Below are 26,431 nucleotides of genomic sequence, written 5' to 3'. Positions count from 1 at the left end.
AGTGGGGCCCGTACCAGCCAGTTCCTAGCTACGGTTCTCCGGCGGCATGGCGACCTGCAGCTTGCGTACCTTTCCACGTCCCACGATGTACCCGCGGCCAGGGATGAAGTCCTTGCTGATCCGGCCCAGCGAGGTGTTAAGGAGGGTATCCCCCTCCACATCCCCAGGGTTGAGCAACAGTCCACGCCTGCCCGATTTGAAGGGCTGGGCCAAGGACCATGCCTGGGACCACGTGGACGTTTCGGATTCGCCAACAACCCATTGATCGGCCTTGATGGCAGCCGTGACCAACCGTCCCACGCCCGATTCCGCCAACGTGTCCGTGAACTCCGTCAGGCCCTCTATGAAGATGGCCATGGTGCCCGGGTTGTCCGTGGCTTTGTCGATGAGATCATCCACCACGTCCGAGACCTCGTCAGGCCCCACCAGGGACCTGCTCCAGATGTTCAGGGAGGCAACCGCAGAGCGGCGGGAGCCGATGTAGATAAGGTCCGTCCGCGGGTTGGACCGCCGCAGGGCATACGCCAACGTGACCAAGGCAACTGTGCGTCCGGCACCCGGCGGTCCCGCGAGCAGAAGCGAACCCTTTGCAGCGATGGTGGCCGAACCCAAGGTCTCATCGTCCACGCCAATAACAGGATTGTCCGGGGCGCCCGTGGGCAGGATATCCAAATCCACGAGTTCCGGAAGCCGCTGTATCTTTGGCGCCTGCTCCAGGCCCTGGCGCACCATGGCCTGGCTGAGTTTGGACACTTCGCGGGCCTGCAGCGCCAGGTTCGAGTTGCCACCCAGCACGGCTAGTTGGACTTCCAGGCCATCGAGCAAACCGCGGCCGGGGGGCGAGGCTGAGTTGAGGACGTCCTTGGGCACATCGAGCGTCATGTAGTCGTCTTCGGAGCTCAGACGCAGGACCAGGCGTTTTTGGATCGAGGCAAGGAGCGACGCCGGCACGGAGTTGGTTCGGTCACCGCTCACTACCAGGTGGATACCAAGGGGACGTCCATCCGTTGCCAGCTGGAGGAAGATGTCCCACAGCGCGGACAGGTTGCTGTACTCATAGCCTTCACGGAAGGCGGACATGCCGTCCACCAGGATGAAGATACGCTTTTCGTCCGGACGGTTTGCGAGCTGCCGGTATTCAACAATGGTGGAGGCCCGGACCTCGGCGAACCGGGCGGCGCGGTCATCGGCAATTTCCTTGAGCCAGCGCAGAAGGCGGCCAACCCGCTCCACATCGTCCCCGTTGATGACCTCCCCCACGTGCGGGAGTCCCTCCAGCATCTTCAAACCTGAAGACCCACAGTCGATGCCATACACGTGGACGGGCCCACCACGAGGTGTGACGGCGGCGGCGATCGCGATTCCGCGCAGCGCCGCCGACTTGCCCGAACCACCCGTACCGTAGACGGCCATGTTGCCGTCCTTGTCCGGTTCATAGAACACTGTGGGCTGGTCCTGGTGTGCGGGGTCATCGGCCACGCCCAGCAGGAGCCGCTCGTCCGTGCGCGGGTTTGGCAATTTGGAGAAGTCGTAGGTCATGGCGAGTTCGTTCAACCACGGCTTGCGTGGTGGCTCAATCGCCAGGAAGTCCGCGGCCCGGATAATGTTGCCTGTCATTCTGGCGATGTCGTTGGGGCCCGCAGGTTCTTCCTCCACAGCTGTGGCAGGCGGCGGCTCCCAGGAGGGACCGGATCCGAAGGCCATCTCCACGATGTCGATCCGGGGGCGCTGCGGCTTCTCGGTGGTCCAGCCACCCGCGTATCCGGTCTGGAACCCCTGGATGCGGCCCGGGCCGGTTTTCGCCGCACCACGGCCTGGAATGGACGGGTCGAAGTATGCCGCCGTGGGGACGCCAAGAATGTCCACGGCATCCACTTCATCAGCCATGCGCAACGCGACCCGGAGGTTCGTGTTTGCACGCAGGTTGTCCTTGATGACACCCGCGGGGCGCTGGGTGGCGAGGATCAGGTGCAAACCCAGCGAACGTCCACGGGCAGCAACGTCCACCACGCCGTCAACGAACTCAGGGACTTCGGTGGCAAGCGCCGCGAATTCGTCCACGATGATGATGAGGTACGGCGGCGCCTCGGGGTCTGCTTCCCGCTGCAGCGCCAGCAGGTCCTTGGCCTTCTTACGGTTCAGCAGGCGTTCCCGATAGTGAAGTTCGGCCCGCAACGAGGTCAGGGCCCTGCGTACCAGGTGCGGAGACAGGTCGGTGACGAGCCCCACGGTGTGGGGCAGGTGCAGGCAGTCCGCAAAGGCGGCACCACCCTTGTAGTCCACGAACAGGAAGCTGACGCGGTCCGGGCTGTAGGCCGCTGCCATTCCCATCACCCATGACTGAAGGAACTCCGATTTACCTGCGCCGGTGGTTCCGCCCACGAGGGCGTGGGGTCCTTCGTTCTTAAGGTCCAGGTAGAACGGTTCAACGCCCTTGGAGCCCACCAAGGCACGCAGGCTTCCGTTGTCCTTGCGGTTGGGCACCGCCGTGGCATGGACTGAATTGTTCTCCTGCCAGCGTTCGGCAACGGCCTGCGGGTTGTCCATGAGTTCCTTGCCGATCAAAGTGGCATAGGAAACGGCACGCGGGAGGTCCGAATCGTCCTCGAGCGGATTTCCGACATCCACCAACGGCGACATCATGCGCGCCAGCTGCGTGGCGAGACCGGCGTCGAGGGTTTCGCAGCTCACGGGGTAGGTGTGGCGGCCAAGCCGTACTTGGCCGGTAGTGGTGCCGTGATCGCCGTCGACGGAGAGGAAGTCCCGGCAAGCAGCAGGCAGGGACTGCACATTCGCTGCCACCCACATGACGTGCACCCCGAAGTCCGGGCCCCGTTCCACCAGCCGCGTCAGCCGTCCCCGGTCCACAGGTGCATCGTCCTCAACGACCACCAGGACAGCAGGTACCACGGGGCCTGGAATCTCTTCGTGCTCGTCCTTGAGCGCGGGGCGTGGCTGCGGACCAGGCTCATTGGCCTGGGCCTCGCGCTGCTCCACAAGGTCCTCCAGGCGCGAGAGCAGCGAGGCACCAGCAGCAGGGCCGGCGGCCAGATGGTCGCCGGAGAGCGGGCTGTGGCCGGAACCAACGTGCGGGAGCCACTGCAACCAGTCCCAGCGCTCACGCGAGCGGGCCGAGGTCAATGCAGTCAGCACCACCTCCGCAGGCGAGTGGAGGCCCACCAACTGAAGCACCATGCCCCGGGCGACATCGTCCACCACGTTGCGGTCCCCTGCCACGCCGAACGAACCCGAAGTGCGCAGCTGGGACACGATCGGCACGCCATCAATCACACGGACCTGCTGCAGGCATTCCTGGATTTCCCTCATGTACCGGGGTTCGGTTTCGTTGGCGCCGGGTTCTTCGAACTGAATCCGCGACGGCGAAGATCCGAGTCCGAACCGGACACCAAGGAAATGCTGATGCTCAGGACGGTTGGTCCACAGGAGCGGGCCGAGTTTGTAGATCGCATCCACGGTATCGCTGACCGATGGTGCTTCCTGCAGCCGCACGGCCCGTTCGATGTTCTGTTGCCGGTCAATGTCCTCCCGGAACGCAAGCATGGAAGCCTGGAACTGCTTATGGCCTTCCTTCGCCTGGCGTTTGCCCTGCATCTTGTGGTCCACATAGTGGCCAACGATGAACAGCGGCATCATGGCCATGAAAAGCACCGAGAGCAGGTTCTGGGTGAAGGCGAAGAGGACGCCACCCATCAGCAGCGGTGCGATCAACATGATGTACGGGAATGGTTGGTGTTCAGGCCGTTTCGGCCCGGCCGGCGGCACACGTTTGGGAGACTCAAACCTCGGCAGCACACGAGGCGAGCGGTTGAAGTCCACCAGCGGCGATGATGGGCCGCCGCCATGGTTCCGCGACAGTGACACAACCCCAACGGTGGTATCGCCCAAGGTCACCGTATCGGAGGATTCAAGCGTTGCCCGTGTGACCGGCAAGCCTTCCATGAGGAGTCCGTTGGCCGAGTTCGTGTCCACGATCTCCACGGTCTCGCCAACTGTGATGCGTGCGTGGCGCTTGGACGTCAGCGGATCCGAGAGACGGATGTCCGCGTCCCTGTCCCGGCCGATGTAGCTGGTGCCGAAAGGCAGCGAAAATTCGCGTCCGACGTCGGGCCCTGACATGACGCGCAACGTCGCCGCGGCTGGTCCCCGGTTTTGGCCGTTGGCACCACCGTTGCCGTTCGACGCGAACTGCTCGCCCACCTGCGCGAGCGAAACCTTGGAGCCGGGCCGCAGTCCGGACTCGAGCAGGTTGTCCGAGGGCCTGAGGACATGGCCGGAAAGCCCGCCGCCCACGAACGCTTCGTCCACGCTGATGGACAGGTTCGACGGCGGTTCGGTGCCCTTGCGCACGGGGTCGGCAACCCAAAGTTCGGTGGCGATGTCCGCCACGGTGGCGCGACCATCCACCGTAACGGCGAGGTCCTTTGCTTCCGCGGGGTCTCGCCGCAGGGTCAAGCGGAACTTCATGCTTCGTCTACTCCAGACATGGATTCCAGAAGGTACAGGTCCGCGGCTGTTACCAGGTGCGAGGTCACGGCGTGCTCCACCAGGCGGGCACGGCGGTTGGTGGCGAGTTTGCCGGCGCCACCACGCAGGCCCACTACGCCCACGCGGTCCAACTTGTCGCAGACGTTGTCCAGCTTGCGATTGAAGCGGGTCAGGGCCCAACCAAGCCTCTTGGCCGCCTCCGCCGAAGACGGAATGGCGCTGAAGCCGGTGCCATCGCGGCGCAGCATGGGCTCAGCGAGGGCGACGATCAAGGCTTTCTGCGAGTCGGTAAAGACCACAGGCCCGATGGTGGTGTCCCCCGCTTGGTCCTCGTCCCTGGCTTCATGCCGGAAGGACGGCGTCTTCAAATGCACGGCGAACTCGTACGTGGTGGGCCCCGCAGTGAAGATGACGTTGGTGTGGCTGAAAACGAGTGGAATCCGCGCGCCGGGAGCCAGCCAGGCCTGCATGCCGCCCGATCCGTCCGCGACCGTAGCAGAGAGCATGCTGCCTACGTTGCTGAGCCACCACATGCCGTCATACCGAGCAATCTGCAAAAAACGTCGGTGCAGGTACGGGTTGTCGTCAACCTCCAGGTCGCCTTCCCTGCCGATGTCAAAGACGTCTTCGTCGGATGGTTCGTACCATTCGCCACAGAAATCTATTGCTAGATCCCCCATGATCTGTGCCTCCTCAGTCGGCTGTAAATGTGTGTCATGCGGCCGCTTCTAGTCCACGCAGGCGACAGAACCCTCGCCCCCGGACGAGGCACTGCCGTCAACACGGACAATGATCACCTGAATACAGAGCGGCGACTCCGTACCATAGGCCAGTGCACGTGGTTCCACTTCGGAGTTGCTGTATTCACTTTCGCTGAGGACAACCGTCTTGTAGCGCCATTTGTACGTGTCGCCCTCCTTGGGCTGCGGGTTCTTCCACTCGAAATCTGCGAAGTCGGGTTTGCCCGGCCTGCGCTTGCCAACCAGACCTTCCACGTCCGGAACCCCACCATCGCCCAAGGCGTCGACCGCCGGCTTACTCGCCGTCTCCGTGGGCGCGACCTTCGGCTGCGCCTGGGCACCCAGGACCACGCCCACCACAATGGCGACCACCAAAACCGTGGCACCCGTCGCCGCCAGCCACAGATTGCGCTTGCCATGATCCGCGCCGGGAGCAGCGGCCTGGGACGCCGGCGATGCCCCTACAGGCGCCTGGGAGCGCCGGACTGTTGCGCCCACGTCGTCCTGTGGACGTGAAGGCTGCCAGCCTCGGAGTACCGTCGACTCCGCCACGTCCGGTTGCCCAACCTGCCGGTAGTCCCAAACCGGCGCTTGGAATTGCGCTGGGGCTTGCTGGGTAGGAGCCTGGGCTTGCTGGGCAGGAGCCTGGGCTGGCCGGGCAGGAGCCTGGCCTGGCTGGGGAGGAGTCTGGGTGGCGCCGGGCACAGTGGACGGGAAGGTCCGTGCCGGGAACGTGGGTGCCGAACCAGTAGTAGCGGTTCCCGAAGCGTCCGGATCAATCGATGCGATACTGCGGACGCGCGTTTCCTCGAAGTTGTCGTCCGGGTGTTGCTCGTCTCCGTGACCCGGTTCCTCGAGCACCTCGAAAGGCGTCACGGACAAATTCAGCTCGGTCTGGATCCGCTGCAACGCCAAGGCAAAAGCGTGTGCCGACGAGTAGCGGGATTCCGGTGACTTCGCCATGGATGTAGACAGGACGAGTTCCAGCGACTCCGGAACATCGGCGCGGCCGAGCCTGGGCAGGGGCGAGTTGGTGATGCGGGAGATCAGTTCCCGCTGAGAGTTGTCCTGGCCGGGAAGAACAAACGGTGAACGGCCAGCAAGGAGCGTGTACAGGGTGGCACCGAGGGCCCAAATGTCCACCGGAACGCCGTCAACTGCCCCGCCCCGGAACTGCTCCGGCGGTGACCACGGGATGGACATTCCGGCGTCGTCCTCGGTATCGGCCCCAATGGTCCCGGAAATGCCGAAGTCGGTGAGGGCGGGACGGTTGTAATCGGTGACCAGGATGTTGGCGGGCTTAATATCGCGATGCACGATGCCGGCCCTGTGGGCGGTCTCGACGGCGGATGCCACCTGGATGCCGACGGCCAGGACCTCATCGACGCTGAAGCGCTGACGGCGGTAGCGGACATCGAGGCTGGGTCGGGAGCAGTATTCCATCGCCAAATAGGAATGGCCGCTCTCCGTGATTTCCGCCTCGAAAATCGTCACGATGTACGGGTGCGAGGACAACTGTGCCATCAGGTTCGCTTCGGACTCGAAACGGCGGCGTGCCCCTTCGGTCTTCAAGTCGGACAGCAGCACCTTGACTGCTACTTTACGGCGCGGCCTGTCCTGCTCGTAGAGGTAAACGTCGGAGAAGCCACCGGAGCCCAGCAGGCTGATGTACTTGAAACCGGGAATGGGTGGAGGCGGCGCGGGGGGCCTCTTGGAACTCAAAGAATCTCCTCGAAACGCAATGAAATGTCGTCGCCCAACTCAGCTATGTCACCGTCCAAAAGGATGGCCATCTCGTTTTGGGCGAGTCTGCGGGGTGCTTGGCCTTCTCGAATGAGCACGGTTCCATTCGTCGCTTTGAGGTCGCACAGCATGACGTGCCAACCCTCCAACCGAACCTCGACGTGTGAGCGGGAAATGTCCCCTCCGGGGCTCTCCACCTGCACCAGCCGCGGCATGGTGCCGCCTTGCACGCGGGACACTGACGGCTGCCTGCCGATGACGAGTGACTGGTCCAGGTCGATCAGCTCACCAGTGGATAAGCGCATTCTGCCCAGGCGGGGTCGCGGGACCTGAAGCGAATCACCGGACAGCGCGAAACCACACGTGGCACATTGAGCGTAGGTCGGCGGGTTGGCATGACCTTGGGAGCACACCCGCGCTAAAACGCTGGGACCGTTGCCGGCCCGGGCATCCTTCGGTGCAACCCCGGGCCCAGGACCTTGGGCGTCAGGACTGGCGATGCTGCTCTTCATGATCGTCTGCCCGTCATGGTCAGCATCGTCATCCGCGGGGACACCATCCATGAACGGACTATTCGTTGGCATGCTGGGTCCAGGCGCGGGCATCGACGCCAAACCGACCGGCGTCGACTCCCATTCCGCCGGAACCTGAGGCGCAGGGCGGTTGCCCTTCGCTGAAGCGGGAGGGGCTTGCGGCGGAGCAATCGATTCGGCCCGTCCCCCAGAGGCAGGCACCTCGCCGGAGCTGCGCAGCCAGGGAACGGACTCGATCAGTGCAGGCACTGCCGTGGGTGTTGCCGACGGCGCTGTTTCTGATACCGGATTTTGTGGCGCAGGGGCATGGGCCGCCGGAGCATCGTGATCCTCGGATTCCTCGTCCACGCGCACAGCAGCGTCTTCGATGTTGCGCATCACCGTCTTGTCCCACAGGTGGTCATAGTTGGTGGTGGTCTCCAGGGCAGGAACTATGGGATCCGTGGTGCTGGTGTGGACGGGAACGCCCGAGGATTCTTCAGCGCTTTCGGTATGCACATGACCTTCGGAATGTCCGGGCGCGATGGTGAGGCCCAGGTCCGCATCGTCGTAGCCAATCATGGTTTCATCGGAAACCGCAGCAGGCGCCGGAACATTCACAGCGCCGGCTTCTAGCACCACCTCGAGGGAGGACAGGAGAACCACACCCTCCCCCAGCGGCAGGCTGCCGTCCGGCGTCGAGGTTTCACCAGGTCTTGCCGGGATACCAAGGTTTGCCGGAACGCTGGAGGAACGGGTTCCCGCGCCTATCCGCAGGACGTAGGAATCAGCCGCGGTGAGCCGGCGTTCCGTCCAGGTAGTCACGTCCCGTCCAGAGAGCACCTCTTCCCCGGCGGACATCTTCACAACGAGTTCAAGGTCGCCGCGAAGGAACACGCGCAGGGCGTCCTTGGAATCGATGATGCCAAAGGGCGGAATACGGCTGAGGGAAACCCCGAAAGCCTCGGTCACTTCGTGGAGGACCTCATGGGCTTCGGGCGCGGACGCGAGAAGGTCCCACACCGAATCGATCAGGGCAGGCGGGGTATCGGGGCCGAGCAGCACCACAGTGCCCTGACGGACGACGCCGAACCAGTCACCACGCTGGTATCGGGCGTGGGGTGGCTTGTTACTGCTTTCCATCTACGCCCTCCTCCTGGTCCATTCCTGTCACCCAGGCCCTGGGCAGGGTGTCCTCCTCCACCTCGGATTCCGTCTCCGGGCGCGGCGCGGTGGTGGCGATCCCGGCGTCGTTAAGGACGTTCTTGGCGTCCACCACAATGACCGTGACGTTGTCCCGCCCACCGCTGCGCAATGCAGCCTGGATCAAGGCATCCACCGCGTCCTGCGGATGGGCCACGGTGCTGAGGATGCGGAACAGATGGTCATCCCCCAGTTCGCCGTTCAGCCCATCGGAGCAGACCATGATCCGGTCCCCCTCCTGAATGGGCAGCAGCCAGAAGTCCGCCTCGGTCTCGTCGCCAGTGCCCAAAGCGCGCGTGACCACATGCCTGCGCGGATGAACGGCCGCTTGCTCCGCCGTGATGTCACCGGAGTCCACCAGTTCCTGGACTTCTGAATGGTCCACGCTGACCTGGGCGAAATCACCCTGGCTAAGGCGATACGTCCGGGAATCCCCAATGTTCATGACCAGCCAATAGGGCACGCCCATTTGTTCCACCACCACCACGCCGGAGAGTGTGGTGCCCGCGCGCCCTCCCGTGGCTTCGCGGATGCTGGCATCGGCCTTTAACAGGCACTCCTGCAGGTCCGCTGCCGAAGCCGAACGGACCCCTGCCGCCAGGACAGGGGAACTGCCAAGGGTCCGCACACACACGCCACTGGCGATTTCGCCTGCCTCATGGCCCCCCATGCCATCGGCCACCGCGAAGACCGGATCCGATGCAATGAACGAGTCCTCGTTCAGTTCGCGACGCAGTCCACGGTCCGTCCCGTATCCGTAGCTGAGTTGAAAGGCGGATCCAGCGGCGTTGGCATCCGGGTCGGCGGGGCTGGCCGGCTGTGAGTTCATGCTTGTCCTAGGTGGAAGGAACGGTCCCCGAAGTGAACGGTGGAACCTGGTCTGACGAAAACTGCTTCCCCCGGATGAAGCCGGGTCTGGAGGCCGTCGGGCGTAGTGACAGCGCTTCCATTGGTTGAGTTGCGGTCCGTAACCCACACGCCATCGCCATCAACCCGGAGATGCAAGTGGGTCTTGGAGATGGACCTTCCGGGGTCCGAAACACTCAACAACTGCTCGGCAGCTTCCCCAGGCTGGGGTGCTGGGTTGCGGCCAACCAGGACGGTTCCACCCAGTTCGACGTCCTGGCCGTCGTCAACACGGATCCGGAGCACGGCTTCCGCCCGGGCAGTTCCGGGCCGCATCTGCGTCCTCTCGACGTCATCGTCAGGGTGTGCGGGGGCAACAGGGGCTGGCTGCGGATTGGATACCTGCCGCGGTGCGGACACGGGTTGGGCAGCCGACATTGACGGGACCGGTGACACCACCGGCTGCACTGGCGGTAGCTCCACGGGCGCGAAGCTGTAGGGCCCTTGGATACCTCCAGTGGCAACCGGGTTGCGGCCCGCGTGGACGTCGAACACCAAGGACTTCGCGGCTTTGTCATGCCATCCACGCAGCTTGCCGTTCCTGTCCCAAGCACTGGAAACAACCACCAGGACGGCCCAGACCACGCCCAGGACCATAAGAGGGAGGGCGATCCACAGGACCAATCCAAGCAACCCAACGCCCAACAGCACCGCGCCGAGGATTGCCGCCAGCAGGAGAAGCCCGCCCGTGAGAATGCCACGGACAAAAACGACGCCGGCGCCGGGCGCGTAGCCGTCGGCATCGGAGCTGCGGATTCCCATCAGTTGATTGCCAATGGTGTTTCCAGACCTGGCTTCGATTCCCAGCAGCACAAAGATGTACAGGACGGTGACACCGAGGCCGATGCTCCCCAAGAGGACCAGCAGAGCGGTGTCATAGACGATAAAGCCGTTCCGCCGGGTTTGGGTGATACCGGCAATGCCCAGTGCGAACGCGGTTGTCAGGACGGCAACAGGTCCCAACCAGTCCAGCACTGCCGCGCCGAGGCGTTTTCCGACGGATGCCGGTACCAGCTCGAGCTGTGCAGTCATTGTGGTCCCTCCCCCTGGCCCCGGATGTACGTTTACAGCAGCTTCACGTCCCGGCTGCATCGGTGCTGTGGACGCCGGCACTACCGAGATACTACCGGGATCGGGCAGGCCTTGCCGGGTGGCGAAGTCAAGGGCGGCAGCCTGGGCACGGTTGACGTTGCGTTCCTTCCGGGCTCCACGATTGGTCAGCGGCGATCCGCAATGAGTACAAAAGGCTGCGCCGGGACGCACCGGGTGTTTGCAGGCCGGGCACAGCTCAGCTTCACTACTCATCAACACTGCCCTTCTTCGTGAACAGGGTGCGGTTGGTGATGATGGCACCCTTCCTGGAGACCCCGGGTGTCTGTTCGCGCCGGCGCAGTGCGGCCCTGCCATCGGAAAGCAAAGACCTCGGCGAGAACCGGGCCTGCTGCCGCTTCCAGAAACCAACGCTTCCTGTGATGTCCTGAAGCGAGGAATCCACGATCTCCCAATACTCCTTGACTTCCTCCTCGCTGGGTTGCCCTGCCCCGAAAACTGCGGCGTCAGCCCTGTGCGCCAACATTGTGGTGGTGGTTCCGGTCACCGGGAATGCATCCGCAATGACGGCAGACGATTCCCGCCGCGTGGACTTAGGGTCAATCGAGGCGCCCATGTCAGTAGCAAGGCTCAACACCTCGTTCCACCCACCGCCGACCCGCTGGGCGGGGTGGCCATCACGAAAACGTGCCTTCCGGCGTCGTGATTTCAGCAGAAGTATCAGCAACAGCGGCACTGCGAGAATTCCCAGCGGAATCATCGCCACGCCGATCGCGGCAAGCAGCGGCCCCCAGAACAGCCAGGGGTTGTTTTTCTTCTCATCGGCATCCAAGGCGTCCGGGGTGGAGTCCGGCGGGAGGTCCGCGGGCTCCTGCGGCGGGGGCGGCGGCTGCAGCACCTGCGGCTTGGGCTTGGACTTGTTCTCAGGATCCGGCGGGATGGGCACGTTGTCCTTGGGCGGAGTCGGATCGAAGGACACCCAGCCGACGCGGTCGAAGGCCACTTCCACCCACGCGTGCACGTCCTTACCCATGATCTTGACGTCCCCTGCACCGTTTTCCGGGCTCTTGGGATCCGGATAGAACCCCATGACAACGCGCGAAGGGATGCCGAGGTGACGCAGCATGAGTGACATCGCGACGGCGTACTGTTCGTCATCACCCAGCATTTGCTTGGCGGAGAGCAGGCTGCGAACGCGTGCTGCACTGTGGCCGGGCAAACTGGGCAACTGGCCGTCAGCAACCAGGCCGTTGCTGAACGCCCCGCTCTTCTGGAAATGGGCCTCTATCTGCCGTACACGGTCGATGGCCGTGGGAGCGTCAGCCGAGAGCTCGTTCGCCTGCGAGGCGACGATCGGCGGTACCTCCTGGGCTTCGGGCAACGTGAGCTTGGCGAAGTCGTACTGCGTCAGCTGGCCATGTTCAAGGGTTCCCGGATCAGAAACCTGGACTGTGTAGTTGTCGCCTTTTGCCAGCCCCTTGGTGGTCACTGCCGTATCGGTGCCGGCGTTAAAGTACAGTCCCGACGCCGCACCGGAGCTCTGCAGGAAGCTCATGCCCGTGGTGTGGCGGCCTCCCGGGACAAAGTATCCCTGGTAATCCTCGATGTTGATTTCCAGCGTGTAATTGGTGCCGGCTACCGGGCTTCCCGTATCGGCCAGCGTATTCAGCGAACGGGCATCACCCACCTTGCTGAAGTTGCCGGAACTGTTTGGATCCATGGTGTAGTTCAGGCCGTTAAAGGCATCCAGCGCCGCGAGTCGTACGCGTGCATCCTTGGGTAGGCCCTTCACTGTGAACAGCGTGTGGTCTTTCTCGTCCTTCACGAAATTCCGGAAGCTTGCAAGGGGCGTGATGTAGTCGCGGGGATCGAACGGCGGAACGATCGTGTTGCGCAGTACCTTCCGGTCGTCGCTGGCTGTCACCAGCGGCGAAGCGACTGCGGTGATCCCGACTGCCGCGACCACCACGGCAGCAGCAGTCCCCAGGCGCCGGAGCTTCCCGCGGCGGGCCGCACCGGCGTCGAACTCCGCCCTGTTGGCCGAAACGGTCTTGGTGCTGCTCTGCCGGAGTGCGTCGCGTCGGAACGCCGCCCAGGCGATCGAGACAATGGTCAAGGAAACGCCGCGCTCCACATTTAGGAACCCCGCGCTGGTGCTGAAGGCGACGCCGGTAACGAAAAGGACCAGTACCGGCAACAGCGGCCAATATGGACTCTTCAGGCGCCACGTCAACAAACCCGCAGCCAGCGCAGTGATCATGGAACTGAGGAAGGGCACAATGAGCATGCCGTTGGCCGTGCCCACGGGCACGCCGACGGTCAGCATATCCTTCCATGCAAAGACGATCCCCAGCAGCAAAGTCCGCAGCGATTCCAGGCTCGGCAGGAACCCGAAGACGGCTGGGTCGGGCACTGCCAAGGCAGAACCGAACAGCATGTAGGCACCGAATCCCAGTGCAGTGGTGATCAGCAGTCCCAAGCGAAGGTGCGCGTTCAGGATCGCTATGCCGAGTCCCAGGAAAATGCCGCCCAGCCCGGCGATGATGTAATGCGGATCGCCACCGAAGCTCAGGCTGAAGCCAAGCACACCCAGGAACAGCAGGACCACCAGGGCGCTGCAGTCCACCGCAAAATGCCAAAGGGGCCGGGCGTCGGCAAATATCGAGCCTGCGCTGGCACGCCTGGCGGCGCGGTTGGTGTCCCTGCGGTTGGTGTCCCTGCGGTTGGTTTCCCTGCGGCGTGCGCGAAGATTTGGTGCGGTGCTCATGCTGCCGCCTTTCTCAGCACGATTGCCAGGTCATCGAGGTCGCCAACGGTGAGGACCGTCAGGTCTGCAATATTGGCCCTCGACGGCGCCGCTCCGGGTTGGACGCGGACGGCCAGGCTGCGAACGCCCGGCGGAACGGACGCGGCCGCGGTGCGGAGCTGGGTAGCCGTGACGTGGCTCCCTACCACGAAGAACACCACCGATGCGTTGGGAACTGTGTCCGAGAGGTTCCGTGCGAGGTCGACGGCGGTCTTCCGCAGGGGTGTCCCCACAATCCTGGTCATGTCGTCCAGCAGGTTGCGGCCCGTTTCGCAGCGGAGCGGTCCCTTTTGGGTCAGGACGTCCAGCTCACGCTGCTCTTTGATAGCCTGGCGGCCGATTGACGCGGCGACGGAAATCGCCATCTCGAACTCGCCATCCGATTCGTATTCATCCGTATTGATGGACAGGGAAATAGCCAGGTGCGCACGGCGGGTTTCCTCGAACTGCCGGACCATGAGTTTGTTGGTGCGGGCCGTCGTCTTCCAGTGAATGTGACGGCGGTCGTCCCCGGGAACGTAGTCGCGCAGTGCGTGGAAGGACACATCGGCACTGGATAGTTCCGTGGTGGGCATGCCTTCAAGGTCGCGGATGAAGCCGGCGGCCGAGCCTCCCAACGGTACGGTGCGCGGGTGGACGAAAAGGTCCACCGGCTCAGTCCAGAGCACGCGCCGCCGCAGCAGATGGAGCGGATCTGCACGCACGGAGCGTACGGGACCGACAACAATCACAGCACGCCGCGCCGTCGGAATAGTGAAAAGGTCCTCATGTACCTGGGCCGGCTTCATGCGGGGCAAATGGAAGACAGCCGTCGCGGCGCCCACCGGCAATTCCAATGCGGCCGGCAACAGCGGCCTGGCCGAAACGTTGGACACGGCGATGCTGCCCACTGCGTCGTCCCCCACCGCCACACGGGTCCGGGCCAGATCCAGGACCACGCCGTAAGCCGAACGGCCCAAGATGAAGCCCACGGCCAACACAAACAGCAGGAAAGCAACCATCGCGGCAGACTTCGCCTCCTGCCAACCCCAGGACTGCCCGGCGATCCATAGTCCAATAGCCGCAGCAAGGACTACCCAGCCGAGCACACTCACCACGGAAAGGACAGGCCAGGCGAAGCGAAGCCACAGGTCCCGCACCTTGGCCCATGCCGGTGCGACAAACTCGCCTGCCATTCCCACAGCTTCAGCCCATACGGCCGAGGGATGGAGTTTGCCAGTCTTCTGGATGCCTGGTTTGCGCTGCCAGGCACCGGCTACTTTGCCAAGCGTCCGCACAGCCCTATGCGCTCGCGCGTTGCTGCGGGGCCGCGACCTCGGCCAGGACACGCGCGAGGACCACCTCCGGCGTCGCACCGGAGAATTCAGCCTCGGGATCCATCACCAAACGGTGAGTCCAGACCACGGGAGCAAGTTCCTTGATGTCGTCTGGAAGAACAAAGTTGCGTCCCTGCCCGGCGGCCCAAACCTTCGCCGCGCGAACCATGGCCAAAGCACCACGGACGGAGACGCCAAGGCGGGTCTCGGAAGCGTTGCGTGTCTCTTCGCAGAGCCGAGAAATGTATTCCAGCACTGCAGTGTCCACATGGGTGGTGGCGGCGAGGTCCGCCATGTCAGCCACGGCCTGGGTGGTGATGATGGGAGTGAGGTCCTTGGAACGGTCCTTCAAGTTGGCCCCTCCCAGGAGCCTCACGGTGGAAGCGTGGTCCGGGTAGCCTATGGACGTCTTGATCAGGAACCGGTCCAGCTGCGCTTCGGGCAGGCGGTACGTACCGGCCTGTTCAATCGGGTTCTGCGTAGCCAGGACCATGAACGGACGGCCTGCCTCGTACGTGGTGCCATCCACGGTGACGCGGGATTCCTCCATGACCTCCAGCAACGCCGACTGGGTCTTCGGCGAGGCACGGTTGATCTCATCGGCCAGGACAATGTTGTTGAAGACCGGGCCCTTGTGGAACTCGAATTTCTGGGTCTTCTGGTCATAGATGGTCACACCCGTGACGTCCGAAGGCAGTAGGTCGGGAGTGAACTGGATGCGGTTGTGGGAACCCTGGACTGTCGCGGCCAACGCACGGGCCAGCGAGGTCTTGCCGGTACCAGGGGCATCTTCGAACAGGACGTGGCCTTCAGCCAGCATCGCCGTAAAGGTGAGGCGAATCACATGATCCTTGCCCAGAACGGCCTGGCCCACGTTGGCAACGAGCTTCTCGAACGTTTCTGCAAACCACGCGGCCTGCTCGTTTGTCATGGTCATGGGATTCATTCCTTATCTGGGTATGACGGGTTGGGATGACATGTGGTGGCAATTCAGCAACCGCCGGGCCGGGGTCCGTAGAGATCCACCGTGGTGGACTTGACGAACCAGCCGTCCTTGGCAGTGCCTTGGAGCCGGTACCAGGGGGTGCCGTTGCCGTAAATGTCTTTGGTGCAATTGATGGTGATCTTGCCCCAGGAGCGCTCCACCCAGCCGACGCCGCAACTGGCAGGGCTGCCCGGAGTGTACGAGTCAGGCAGACCGGGCTTACCCGGGCACGTGCGGACACTGCTGGCGTCCACCTGGATCTGTGAAGCCGGCGGCGGTGGGGTGGGGTCGTCGCCGCTGGTGGAATTGGCGCTGCCGGCCGGACCGGCCACAACAGTCACTGCCCTGACCTTCAGGTTGCGTGTGTTGTTCCATCCACCACCGGAGGCATCAAAGCTCGTGGCCTTACCCACGCCGCTCCAGCCGCCACCGTCCAGGCTGACCTCGTAGTGATCCAAAGGCCGGCCGTTCATGGATGGGTTGTTCCACGTCCAGTGCACCTGGCCGTCACCCTTGGCGGACTTTCCACCGTTGACATTCGGCGCGTTCGGAGGCCCATAGGGGTTCCCCGTCCCGATCGCCTTGGCATCACCGGACATGCCGTTCTTCACTGAAGTGGCAATGATGTTGACCACCACGTTGTCGCCGTTTGGCTGGCCGCCGATGTCTCCGCCGCCGCGGCCAATCGGGCCCGAACCGTAGGCGGTCTGCCAGCGGTAGGTGATTTCGTTGTCCTGCGAACCATTGCGTTCCGCGGCGGTCAGCGGGGTAAACGTCACCCGTAGCTGTCCACTGGTGCCGGTTGCAGTGACCGAACCGCTTCCTACCGTGCCTGGCTTGCCCGCCGCGCGGATAGCAGCCGACTGCTGGCTGACTCCGCTGACACCGGCCTTGTTGGTAGCCGAAACTGTAAAGGTGTAGTCAGCTTCCGCGTTTGCCACGGTGACATTCTGCGATGTGGCGGCCACGGATTGGGAACCCACGACGGCGCCACCCCGGTAGGTGGTCAGCGTGTAGGCAGACACGGGGTCGCCATTGTTGTTGGGAGCTACCCAGCTGACCTTCAACTGGCTCTGGCTGCCAACTGATCCGGCGCCGGACACAGAAGGAGCAGCCGGTGTTGCCGGTACCCCTGCCGGAGTTTCCGCGGCGGAGTAGGGACTCCACTCCGAGGGTTCTTTGGCGTCGTTCCTGGCCAGGACACGGACCTTGTAAGCAACGCCGTTCGTCAGGCCTTTCCAGACGTAGCTTGCGCCGGTGAGGTTCTGGATCTGGGGATTCTGGCCCGCAGGAGCCGGCGAGATCTCAAGATCGTATGACTTGATGGGCGAGCCCTTGCTGGCAGGCGGGACCCAGGCGACGGACAACTGCTTGTCCCCGAACTTGAGCGTGGGCGCCACGGGGGTGTCCGGTTTGACGTCGGGTCGAACCTCCGCGGACACTGGCGAGCGATCGGACTCATTGATGGCGTTGGTGGCCGTCACTGCGAAGTGGTACTTCACGTTGTTGGTCAGGCCCGTCAGGGTGCAGGTGTTGGCAGGGCAGTCCTGTTTGAAGCCACCTTCGCCGTACACCGTGTACTTGGTGATGGGCGAACCACGGTCGGCAGGGGCATTCCAGGTCAGCAAGGCTGTCTGGTCGCCGACACTCTGCGCAAGCGGAGTCGTGGGAGCAGCCGGCTTATCCTTCACCGTAAGCCGGATGCGTGCCGTGGAGTACCGCGAGAGCTCCCCGGTCTTGTCCTGCACCGTGTATGCCACAACCAGTGTTCCGGTGAAGCCCGTTGCGGGCGTCACCGTCACGTTGCCACCACTGGAATCCGCCGTCCCCTGGCCGGTTTCCGTCACGGCGGAGACGATCTTCAGCGGCGTATCCGGGAATGGGTTCGAATCGTTCGCCAGCGCATTGACTGTGACCGGCTTGCCCGATTGGGCATCAGGTTCCACGTCATCATTGGCAACGGGTTTAGGGCGGTTGGATGCAGACAGGGAGAGCTTGTACGTAGCAAGGGCTTCCAGTCCGCGGCGGTCCTTGGCTTTCACCTGGACTGTGCCGCCCTGGCCGATCTGCACTGAATCTTCGGCGGACACCTTGAGTGTCTTGCCATCTACGTTCACCCGGAAACCGCCGGGTGCCGCGCCCACCAGTTCGTAGCTCATGTTCTGGACGTCGTCGGCATCAGGATCCGACGTCAGCTTCTCCAGGTCCAGGCTCGCCGAGTCCCCCTTGGGAACCTCAACCTGGCTGCCAAGCAGCGTGGGCGGATTGTTCTTGTTGGGGTCCGGGAGCACCTTGGTACGGATGCTGAGCGTGGACTTCAAGCCGTTGGGATCGTCAGGGCCGGTTCCATCCGTGACTTCAAAGCTGATGGATCCAGGGCCCACGTATTCTGCGCCTGCCGTGTACTTGATCGCAGTACCACCGTTGGCAATGGGGTCGCTGCCATCGGCGCCGATCAGCTTGATGCGGTCTGCCTGCGTCAGCCGGGGGGAACGTCCATCACGGACCTTGACCCAGTCGGCCAAATTTACGGTGACGGACTGGCCCGATACCAGCTCCACCACCTCATCCTTGGCCAAGGTGGGAACCTGCTGGCCGATGCCCGGCACCCAGATGATGGCCGTGGACTTCTGTCCGTCCACGTCCTCCACCGTGTAGGGAACCAGTTGCGGCTGCTCCGTGAGGTCAACGATGACGTTGCCCTCAGACCCGGGCCGGGCCGTCTCCAATCCGGTACTGATTTTGAGGTTCTCCCCCACACCATCAGGGTCTTCGTCATTCTTCAGGACGGGGACGTCCACGGCTGTCTTCCCGAGAGTCTGGGCCGATGTCACGCGGTCATCGCGGGCAATCGGGGCCTGCAGGGGGATATCGTTCTTGACGATCACCCGGATGCTGGCCTGGCCCACGGCGTCGCGGTCGTCGGCCACAGAATAGCGGACGTTGACCGTCCCTTCGGCAGCAGGCGCCGTAATAAGGATGCGCCCACTGGTCTTGCTCACATGGGCATCCAAACCGGCGTCAGCTTCAATACCATCGGCCACGATCCGGATCAGGTCACCATCCGGATCAGTGTCGTTGGCAGTAGCATCCACGGCAATCTGCCGGCCCGGACGGACCTTGACTTCGTCATCCACCGGAGCCGGCTTCTGGTTGTCTTCACCGCGCGGCGCAACCCCGACCGTGACAGTTCCCGTGTTGACGGCTCCCTGGCGGTCAATCACCTTGTATCGGAACGTATCGGTACCTGCGCCGTCGCCTGCGCCGACGAAATCGATGAAGTTGCTTCCCGCCGTCCCGGTTCCCATGCTGGGTGTGCTGTCGATGCCGGTGAGCTGGACCGAGTCGCCGTCGGGGTCTATGCCATCCAACGGAACCGGAATGCGGACGCTGCCGCCCGCCACTACGCGCGCCGTCAGGTTCTTGGGCTGTGGCCGCGAATTCTGGGCGCCTTCCAACGGGAGGATATGGATGGTCACTGCAGCGGCGCTTTTCTGCCCCTGCGGATCCACGGCGTTGTAGATGGCGCGCACCGTCTTGGGGACAGGACCAGCGATGAAGCGGAGCGTGTCTTCGGAAACGAACGCCTTGCCGTCTTCTTCGGCAACGGGCTGGGCCAACACAGGATCAACAGAGAGCTTTTCGCCCTGCGGATGTGTGTCGTTGTCCAGGACAGGAATGGTGACGACGTCGTTGACGCGTACGTTCACCTCGTCGGGTTTCGGCTGGGGAGCCTCGACGACGGCGGGGGCCGGCACCGGGACCACACCCACCGTTCCGGTGGCCGAGGCGCGGCCGTTGGACATGGTGTAGCTGAACACAAAAGGTTCCTTGGCCCCGAGGACGTCGGTGATGCGAAGGACGCTATGGTCAATCACACTGACCGATGCCGAGGAGCCGTCGGGAACCGTAACCGACTGGAGGACGAGGACCCCGCCGGAAGGATCGGAGTCGTTGGCCAGCGGATCAACCAACACGCTTCCACCCACAGGCAGCAGGGCGACGTCGTGGACGGCAACCGGGGCCCCGGCGTCCTTCCCGGACTCCACATCCACGCGGATCAAGCCCTGGCTGCTTTGTGGTCCGTTGCTGGCGATGTAACTCAAATACACGGGGCCAGGGGTGTTGCTGCGGAACGTGAAGGTTCCGCCGTCGGTGACCGGGCCCAGCTCTGCCGGGCCGGCAGCCTCAACATGGGCCACGCGCAAGGCGCCACCGTTGGGGTCAACGTCGTTCTTCAACGGGGAAATGACCAGGTCCTGGCCCACCACCGCTGTGACGTGGTCCGCGTTTACCACCGGCGCCAAGGCTCCCGGCGGCTGCACGTTCACAACCACCCGGCCTGTGATGGTGGCGCGTCCATCCCAGACGGTGATGGTGACGTTCTTTTTTCCGGGCGCCGCGCCGGAATCCTGGTACGTGAGCAACCCATCCCGGCGGACCTTGACCTGGTCCTGGTCATTGTCAGCCTTGGCGTCCAGCAGGACGAGGTCATCGCCGTCGGGGTCCATCCAGTCCGTAAGGATGTTTTGGCTAACGGATTTGCCCTGCTCCACGAGCATCGTGGTGGGCTCGGCACGCTTGAACAGTGGAGGCTTGTTCTCTTCCGGGGCAACCACATGCAGCGTGACTTTGCCCCCGGCAGACAAACCCCGGCCATCCGAGGCGTTGTAGTCGAATACCTCCGTGCCAGGCTTCGCGGTGGGAGGGACCTTGATCTGGAACGCTGAGCCGCCGTAAATGCTCTCCAGCGCACCCGACTTGGGGCCGTTGGCGCCAACCGAGGCGGTGAGGACATCGCCGTCGGGATCCGAATCGTTGTCCAGGACGCCCAGGACGGAAGTACGGCCGGGACGTACGCCGAACTCATCCGGTTTGGTCTCGGGCGGACGGTTCGGCTTGGTGCGGTCCGGGAGGACGTTGATGGTGTTGTTGTCCGCGGATTCCTGGTCCTGGTCATCGGATTGGTTCTTTGGCGGGACAACATCGTCCCAGTTGTTCACGAGCTGCATGTTCTGGTTGACCAGCCACACACTGCCGGAATTGATGTCGTTGAGGACCACGAGGTCCCGGTTCACGCGGAAGACATAGCTGGGCGAGGCGCTGGCCTTGGGGACGTCGTTTTTCTTATCGTCTGCGTCGTTATCGCAATCGCGGACATATTTGTTGGCCCCTGCCCATGCTGCGTGCACACATTTGCTGACCTGCACTGGCGCCGCGGGAACTCCCTCACCGTCCACGTTGACGGTGGCTGCCGTGGACCCGTCCAGAGGCTGCTTCAGGAGTGCCTTGCGCGTAGCGATGGCCACGTAGCCGCTGTCTTCGCCGCTCTGCTGTAGCTTGGCTTCCCGGGCGTCCTGTAGCTGGAGCTTGCGGCCACCGGGAAGGAAGAGGTTTCCGGACGCGGCATCGAGCACCACTGGTTTGTCGCCCACAACAGCAATCTGCAGGTCACCGGCGCCCTTGAGCTCGTCCACCTTGGTTACGTCCGAGGCAGTACGTTCGCCGTTGGCGTCCACGGTGGTGATGGTGATTTCGCCCTTGCCCGGGTCCGCCGTGTAAATGCGGTTGTCCTGTCCGACGGCCGACACCATGTTCTGCGAGCCAGTGAGGACGGGTTCGGTGGATTCTTCGTCGAAGCCGTTCACGGTGGATGGCGAAAGCGCCCACACTTTTCCACGGGCGGGGTCTGTGACTGAGAGGACGCTGGAACCGTAGCTGACTTGCGAGGACGAGGGCAGTTGTTTGTCGCCGCCCAGCTTCAGGTTCGCCGCAGAGACCTGGTTGATAGTGGAGCCGGACTCATCGTCCACAAAAACATTGCCGTCATGCTGCAGGACATCGAAGGTGGTGGTGGCCGGTGTCACAGCTCCATCAAGAACCCGGGAGGGATAATTCAACCGTCCCACGGCGTTCTTGGTCTTGCTCACAACCCACACGCCGCCATCGTTCAAATCGACCTCGGCCGTCTTGAACCCCGGGTAGAGGACTGCGCCCGCTACCAGCAAGGCACCGGCCGCAGTCACGGCAGTTGCAGATACGAGTTTCCTGTTTCGACGCTTTTTCAGCCCCAGCTTGCCGAAGAAAGATGTCACAGCCCCAAAATTCCCTTGTTGTACAGCCGCCCCCAGGCGGCGTCCAGACCAACCGGCATGTGCCGGCAGCCTTGCATTCCGCAGTACCCCCATACGGCGGCGGAATTTTCAGTCCCTAAGACTATCCCACGCACCGAACGAGGAGCCAAGGGAACCCGAGATTGGACTCTCCATTGGCTTTGACAGCCTATGGCCTTCCCCGGGGACGCGGCGATGGGGAGAACTCCCCTCGACCGCTCTTCAGAATTCTAGGTTATTCCATCGAATTGTAATATCCGCCCGATGCTCGCTCACATCCCACCCACTTCCGCCCGATGCTCGCTCACATCCCACCCACTTCCGCCCGATGCTCGCTCACATCCCACCCGCTTCCGCCCGATGCTCGCTCACATCCCACCCGCTTCCGCCCGATGCTCGCTCACATCCCACCCGCTTCCGCCCGATGCTCGCTCACATCCCACCCGTTTCCGCCCGATGCTCGCTCACATCCCACCAGCATTCAGCCGATGCTCGCTCACCTCGTGTCCTCTTCGGGGGAAGGCCGCGCAGCAGTAGCTCGACGTTGGGCACCCACGGTAAGTGCCGACGTCGGGCCTCATCGTGCAGCGACAATCTCCGATCAGCGCACGACGTGAGAGAACGATCACCAAAAACCCGCACGACGTGAGAGAACGATCACCAAAAACCCGCACGACGTGAGAGAACGATCACCAAAAACCCGCACGACGTGAGAGAACGATCACCAAAAACCCGCACGACGTGAGAGAACGATCACCAACAACCCGCAGGATGTGGGAGAGGGTTTAGTCCAGCACCAAGCCCTTGCCGCGGCCACGCGCGAGCATCACGGGGTGGATCTCACCGAAACCACGGACATTCTCGGACTTTTGCGGGACCAGCACGAAGCGTTCGTCCTGCCCGAGCGCGGCAGCGGTCATCGCATCAACCAGGACCGTCCCAGGCTGGGCAAGGGTGGTCAGCCGCGCAGCAAGGTTCACGGTTGGGCCATAGATGTCGCCGAGTCGGGACAGGATGCGACCCCACACCATGGACACGCGCGCCTGGGGCAGGATCTCGTCTTCCGTGAAGGCCTGCGCCAAGGCGAGGGAGATTTCCGCGCCAGCCGCCGGGGTCTCGGCAATGTAGAGAACTTCGTCGCCCACGGTCTTCACCAGGCGCCCACCGCCCACGGAAATGATCTCGGCGCATTTGTTCTCGAAGCGCTGGACCATTTGGGCGAGGGTTTTCTCGTTCATGCGCCGCGAGAGGCTTGTGTAGGAGACGAGATCGGCGAACCCTACGGCACGGGCCAAAGGCAAGGGGGAATCGTCTTCGTCCCCTTCGCGTCCTTCTTCGCTCGCTTGCAAGCCCGCCTCGGCACGGACGGCAAGCCGCTGAACGCCGGCATTGAGTTGGCGGCGGTACGAGTAGACCAGGATCTCTTCCAGGGAATCCACCAGCGCCGGCAGCTGACCCACAAGCTGTTTGCGGGCCACGGCATCCGGAATTCCCTGCTCCTGGACCATGTCCTCAACCAGTGCTTCGATCTGCCACACCACCATGCGGTCCGTCATCTGGCCGATCGATCGGGTGACGGATATCGCCGCTTCCTCGGTGAGGATCCCGGCACGGACAAGGTCAAGGATGGTGGACAACGCTGCTTGGTCACGCTCAGTAAACGCGACGTCGTCGTCGCCGAAATTGGGGAAGCCCAAAGCCCTCCACAACTTCCGTGCGGAAAGAATGGAGACACCGGCACCTGCGGCAACTTCACGACGGCGGAGCTTGCGTTCGCCGCCAAGCAGCCTCGCCTCAAGGGCTTTGATGGCCAAGCGCTCTGCCGACATCACGCCGGTCGGCGGGCCGGTAGTCACCGGCGCCTGGGCGGGCGCGGGTTCCGTGTCCTCGTCCACTGAAGGTTCGGGTACGGCGTCGAACTCCTCGTCCAGGTCCTCGCCGGACTGCTGATCCTCAACGCTCATCTCTTCCACCTTCTCTCAATTCCCACGGCAACCCATCAACGTCCTGCAGGACTTCACCCTCAAAAATTCCACCGTTGGCCTCTAAAGTTCCAGCACTGGGCAGTTCATCCATGGCGTCAAGAATGTAGCCCCTGAATTTTCCTACCTCCGGTACGTCCGTCAAGACCGCTTCGCCAGAGGGCCCGGTATCCAAGGATATATTCCCTGAGTGCAATGTCCGCTGCAGCAGGTTCTGGTGGACCCCCACGCTGCGGACCGCCATCAACGACACCTGCCAGTCGCCGCGACGAAACATTCCGTACTTGGCAATTATCCGGCGGCTTGTCAGGATGAACCTGACTGAACGCCACTTCAACACCCGCCTGAGGCTGTAGGCCACCAGCACGAACCCTGCTACGGCCACACAGGCGCCGACAAGCCACGGCGTCCATTCCACTGTAATGAATGGGGCCAGACGTTGCGGATTTCCTTTGATGATCCACGCACACGCGTAGGCTGCCAGGGCAGGAACCACTATGAAGGCCAGCGTTGGCAAGAACAGCGAGCGGGCCTGTTGCCGCGTGATGGTGATGACCTGCTCCCCCGGAAGCAACTCTTTACGCATAACCGCTTTCCGTAGCCCGCAAATGGACCACATCACCAGCCGTCACAACATGTTCCCGGCCGCCGTGGTCCACCACAAGGAGCGAGCCGTGCTCGTCCAACCGGGAGGCATGGCCCACCACTTCATGATCACCGGGCAGGTGCGCGCGCACCTCGCGTCCCAACGTGACCATTGCCGACTCAACGCGCTTATGCAGCGAGGGCCCGCCTGCCAACCCTGCCGCGGGGTCGCCTTCCGAATTGCAGAAGCTGCGGTAAAGCCGGCTGAAGCGTGAAAGGTAGCTCTTCAGCAGCGCGGTGCGGTCCGTCGTCGTGGCCCCCTCCAACGCCAAGGATGTAGCGGTTGGTACCGGCAATTCATCCTGTGACAGCGAGACGTTGAGCCCAACGCCCAGGATCACTGCGGGGACCGATCCGTCACCCAGTGGCGTCATTTGGGCCAGGATTCCGGCGATCTTCCGTCCATTAACCAGGACGTCGTTGGGCCACTTGATTTCTGCCGTAACGCCAGCCGTTTCCTGCAAGGCTTCGTGCAGGGCAACGGCGGCGAGCAGTGAGAGCCACGAGTAACTCTGCGTCGGCACGGGCATGCCTTCGGCTGTGACGGGACGCAGCACCATTGACACTGAAACGGCAGAGCGCTCCGGAGATTCCCAGTGCCTATCCAGCCGTCCGCGTGCCGCCGTCTGGTGTTCGGCCGTCAAGACGGCGAGATCAGCCCATTTCTTAGGCTCCACGGTTACGGCGCGAACGAGATCCTGATTGGTGGATCCCGTGGACTCGACAATATTCAATTGCGAAATGCCGGTTGCCGACAGGAAATCAGGCTCAAGCAATGCCTCACGGTCCAGCGCCTCGCGGTCCAGTGAGGGCCGGTCCGCCCCGGGCCTGGGGACGAGGGGTTCGCTGCTGGCAGGTTGTTCGGCATCCATAGCTGAATCCTATCCAGTTGCGGCCCACAGAACCTGCCCGAAACATGGGAATCCGCTTAGAGGAAGATGTCCGGCACCAGACGGTCTTCAGGCGCACCGAGGCTGTATGGCGCAAACTCCTTCACGCCAGCAGCCCGGAGGACTTCTTCGTCAGTGTAGAAGTTCCCCGAACCCGTGACACCGTCGGCAAGGTTGGCGCCAGTCAGAACAGCGTGCGCAGCATCGGCCATGATCTCCGGTCCGCGGGCGGCCTTCACGATCTGCTGCCCACCAGGCATGTTCCGGATCGCCGCGGTATCGATCAGCGTGCAAGGCCAGAGCGAGTTGACCGAAACGCCGTCGTCCTTAAGCTCTTCGGCGAGCCCCAGGGTGGTGAGGCTCATTCCATACTTGGCCATGGTGTAGGCCAGATGCATCCCGGCCCATTTTGGATCGAGGTTCAGCGGTGGAGACAGTGTGAGGATGTGCCCGTTCCCGGATTCCCGCAGTGCAGGGAGGGACAGCTTGGAGAGCAGGAAGGTTCCCCGGACGTTAATGTCCTGCATGAGGTCGTAGCGCTTCATGTCAATCGCGTCCGTGCGCGAGAGGTCGATGGCTGACGCATTGTTGATGACGACGTCGATTCCCCCAAAGCGCTCGACGGCGGCACTCACGGCTGCGGCGACGTCGTCGTCATTGCGGACATCGCCCACGAGGGGCAGCGCCTGGCCACCTGCGGCGACGAGTTGATCGGCAGCGGTGAAGACGGTCCCCTCAAGTTTCGGGTGGGGTTCCCCGGTCTTGGCCATTAGTACGATGTTGGCGCCGTCGCGGGCCGCGCGGGTGGCGATGGCCAATCCGATGCCACGGCTGCCGCCGGACATGATGACGGTGCGGCCCTTGAGCGAACCGCTGGCCACATAAGGGGTGCTGCCCTTCGGCTTACTCTCTTCGGAAGCTGGGAAAGCATCGTTGCTTGGAGTCATGGAGACACTCTAACCCAAGTATGTTACTGACGGGTAACATACTGGCAGCTTTGGCTTGGGCGCTGAAAATTGTAGGGTTTCTACAGC

At 63.2% G+C, this 26,431-nt stretch carries 14 protein-coding genes; all 14 read right to left on the bottom strand.

Annotation, left to right across the window (positions count from 1 at the left end):
* Positions 1-24: 24 nt before the first annotated feature.
* On the bottom strand, positions 25-4,485 hold the full coding sequence (locus AC6I99_RS07385; RefSeq protein WP_497960696.1) for a type VII secretion EssC family protein: 4,461 nt from the start codon (positions 4,483-4,485) through the stop codon (positions 25-27).
* Positions 4,482-5,186, bottom strand: coding sequence for a hypothetical protein (locus tag AC6I99_RS07380; protein WP_224092011.1), 705 nt, complete (start codon positions 5,184-5,186; stop codon positions 4,482-4,484). Before AC6I99_RS07380 ends, AC6I99_RS07385 begins: the two co-directional genes overlap by 4 nt.
* 48 nt (positions 5,187-5,234) lie before the next feature.
* A complete protein-coding gene (locus AC6I99_RS07375; RefSeq protein WP_497960695.1) occupies positions 5,235-6,968 on the bottom strand; it encodes a serine/threonine-protein kinase in 1,734 nt (577 codons plus the stop codon).
* Positions 6,965-8,644 carry an FHA domain-containing protein gene (locus tag AC6I99_RS07370; RefSeq protein ID WP_497960693.1) on the bottom strand — a complete coding sequence of 560 codons (1,680 nt, stop codon included), beginning with the start codon at positions 8,642-8,644 and terminating at the stop codon, positions 6,965-6,967. The genes AC6I99_RS07375 and AC6I99_RS07370 overlap by 4 nt, the downstream gene beginning before the upstream one ends.
* A complete protein-coding gene (locus AC6I99_RS07365) occupies positions 8,631-9,533 on the bottom strand; it encodes a PP2C family protein-serine/threonine phosphatase (RefSeq protein WP_497960691.1) in 903 nt (300 codons plus the stop codon). Before AC6I99_RS07365 ends, AC6I99_RS07370 begins: the two co-directional genes overlap by 14 nt.
* Entirely contained in the window at positions 9,530-10,915 is a 1,386-nt protein-coding gene (locus AC6I99_RS07360) for an RDD family protein (RefSeq protein WP_497960690.1), read from the bottom strand. The genes AC6I99_RS07365 and AC6I99_RS07360 overlap by 4 nt, the downstream gene beginning before the upstream one ends.
* Positions 10,908-13,427 carry a transglutaminase TgpA family protein gene (locus AC6I99_RS07355; protein WP_497960689.1) on the bottom strand — a complete coding sequence of 840 codons (2,520 nt, stop codon included), beginning with the start codon at positions 13,425-13,427 and terminating at the stop codon, positions 10,908-10,910. The genes AC6I99_RS07360 and AC6I99_RS07355 overlap by 8 nt, the downstream gene beginning before the upstream one ends.
* Complete coding sequence (locus AC6I99_RS07350) at positions 13,424-14,641, bottom strand: DUF58 domain-containing protein (protein ID WP_497960687.1); 1,218 nt, start codon at positions 14,639-14,641, stop codon at positions 13,424-13,426. Before AC6I99_RS07350 ends, AC6I99_RS07355 begins: the two co-directional genes overlap by 4 nt.
* Positions 14,642-14,747: 106 nt before the next feature.
* A complete protein-coding gene (locus tag AC6I99_RS07345) occupies positions 14,748-15,719 on the bottom strand; it encodes an AAA family ATPase (protein WP_224091994.1) in 972 nt (323 codons plus the stop codon).
* A 53-nt stretch (positions 15,720-15,772) separates the two neighbouring features.
* Positions 15,773-21,862 carry an Ig-like domain-containing protein gene (locus tag AC6I99_RS07340; RefSeq protein ID WP_497960686.1) on the bottom strand — a complete coding sequence of 2,030 codons (6,090 nt, stop codon included), beginning with the start codon at positions 21,860-21,862 and terminating at the stop codon, positions 15,773-15,775.
* Positions 21,863-22,665: 803 nt separating this feature from the next.
* Positions 22,666-23,844, bottom strand: coding sequence for an adenylate/guanylate cyclase domain-containing protein (locus tag AC6I99_RS07335; protein WP_224091990.1), 1,179 nt, complete (start codon positions 23,842-23,844; stop codon positions 22,666-22,668).
* Complete coding sequence (locus AC6I99_RS07330; RefSeq protein ID WP_224166892.1) at positions 23,834-24,448, bottom strand: PH domain-containing protein; 615 nt, start codon at positions 24,446-24,448, stop codon at positions 23,834-23,836. Before AC6I99_RS07330 ends, AC6I99_RS07335 begins: the two co-directional genes overlap by 11 nt.
* Positions 24,441-25,379, bottom strand: coding sequence for a biotin--[acetyl-CoA-carboxylase] ligase (locus tag AC6I99_RS07325; protein WP_497945541.1), 939 nt, complete (start codon positions 25,377-25,379; stop codon positions 24,441-24,443). Before AC6I99_RS07325 ends, AC6I99_RS07330 begins: the two co-directional genes overlap by 8 nt.
* A gap of 56 nt (positions 25,380-25,435) precedes the next feature.
* Positions 25,436-26,344 carry an SDR family oxidoreductase gene (locus tag AC6I99_RS07320; protein WP_309927651.1) on the bottom strand — a complete coding sequence of 303 codons (909 nt, stop codon included), beginning with the start codon at positions 26,342-26,344 and terminating at the stop codon, positions 25,436-25,438.
* Positions 26,345-26,431: the final 87 nt, after the last annotated feature.

Source organism: Arthrobacter sp. TmtSoilC77, assembly GCF_059739415.1.
The sequence above is the reverse complement of the archived record's forward strand: the minus strand, read 5'-3'. Positions and strand labels throughout refer to the sequence as shown.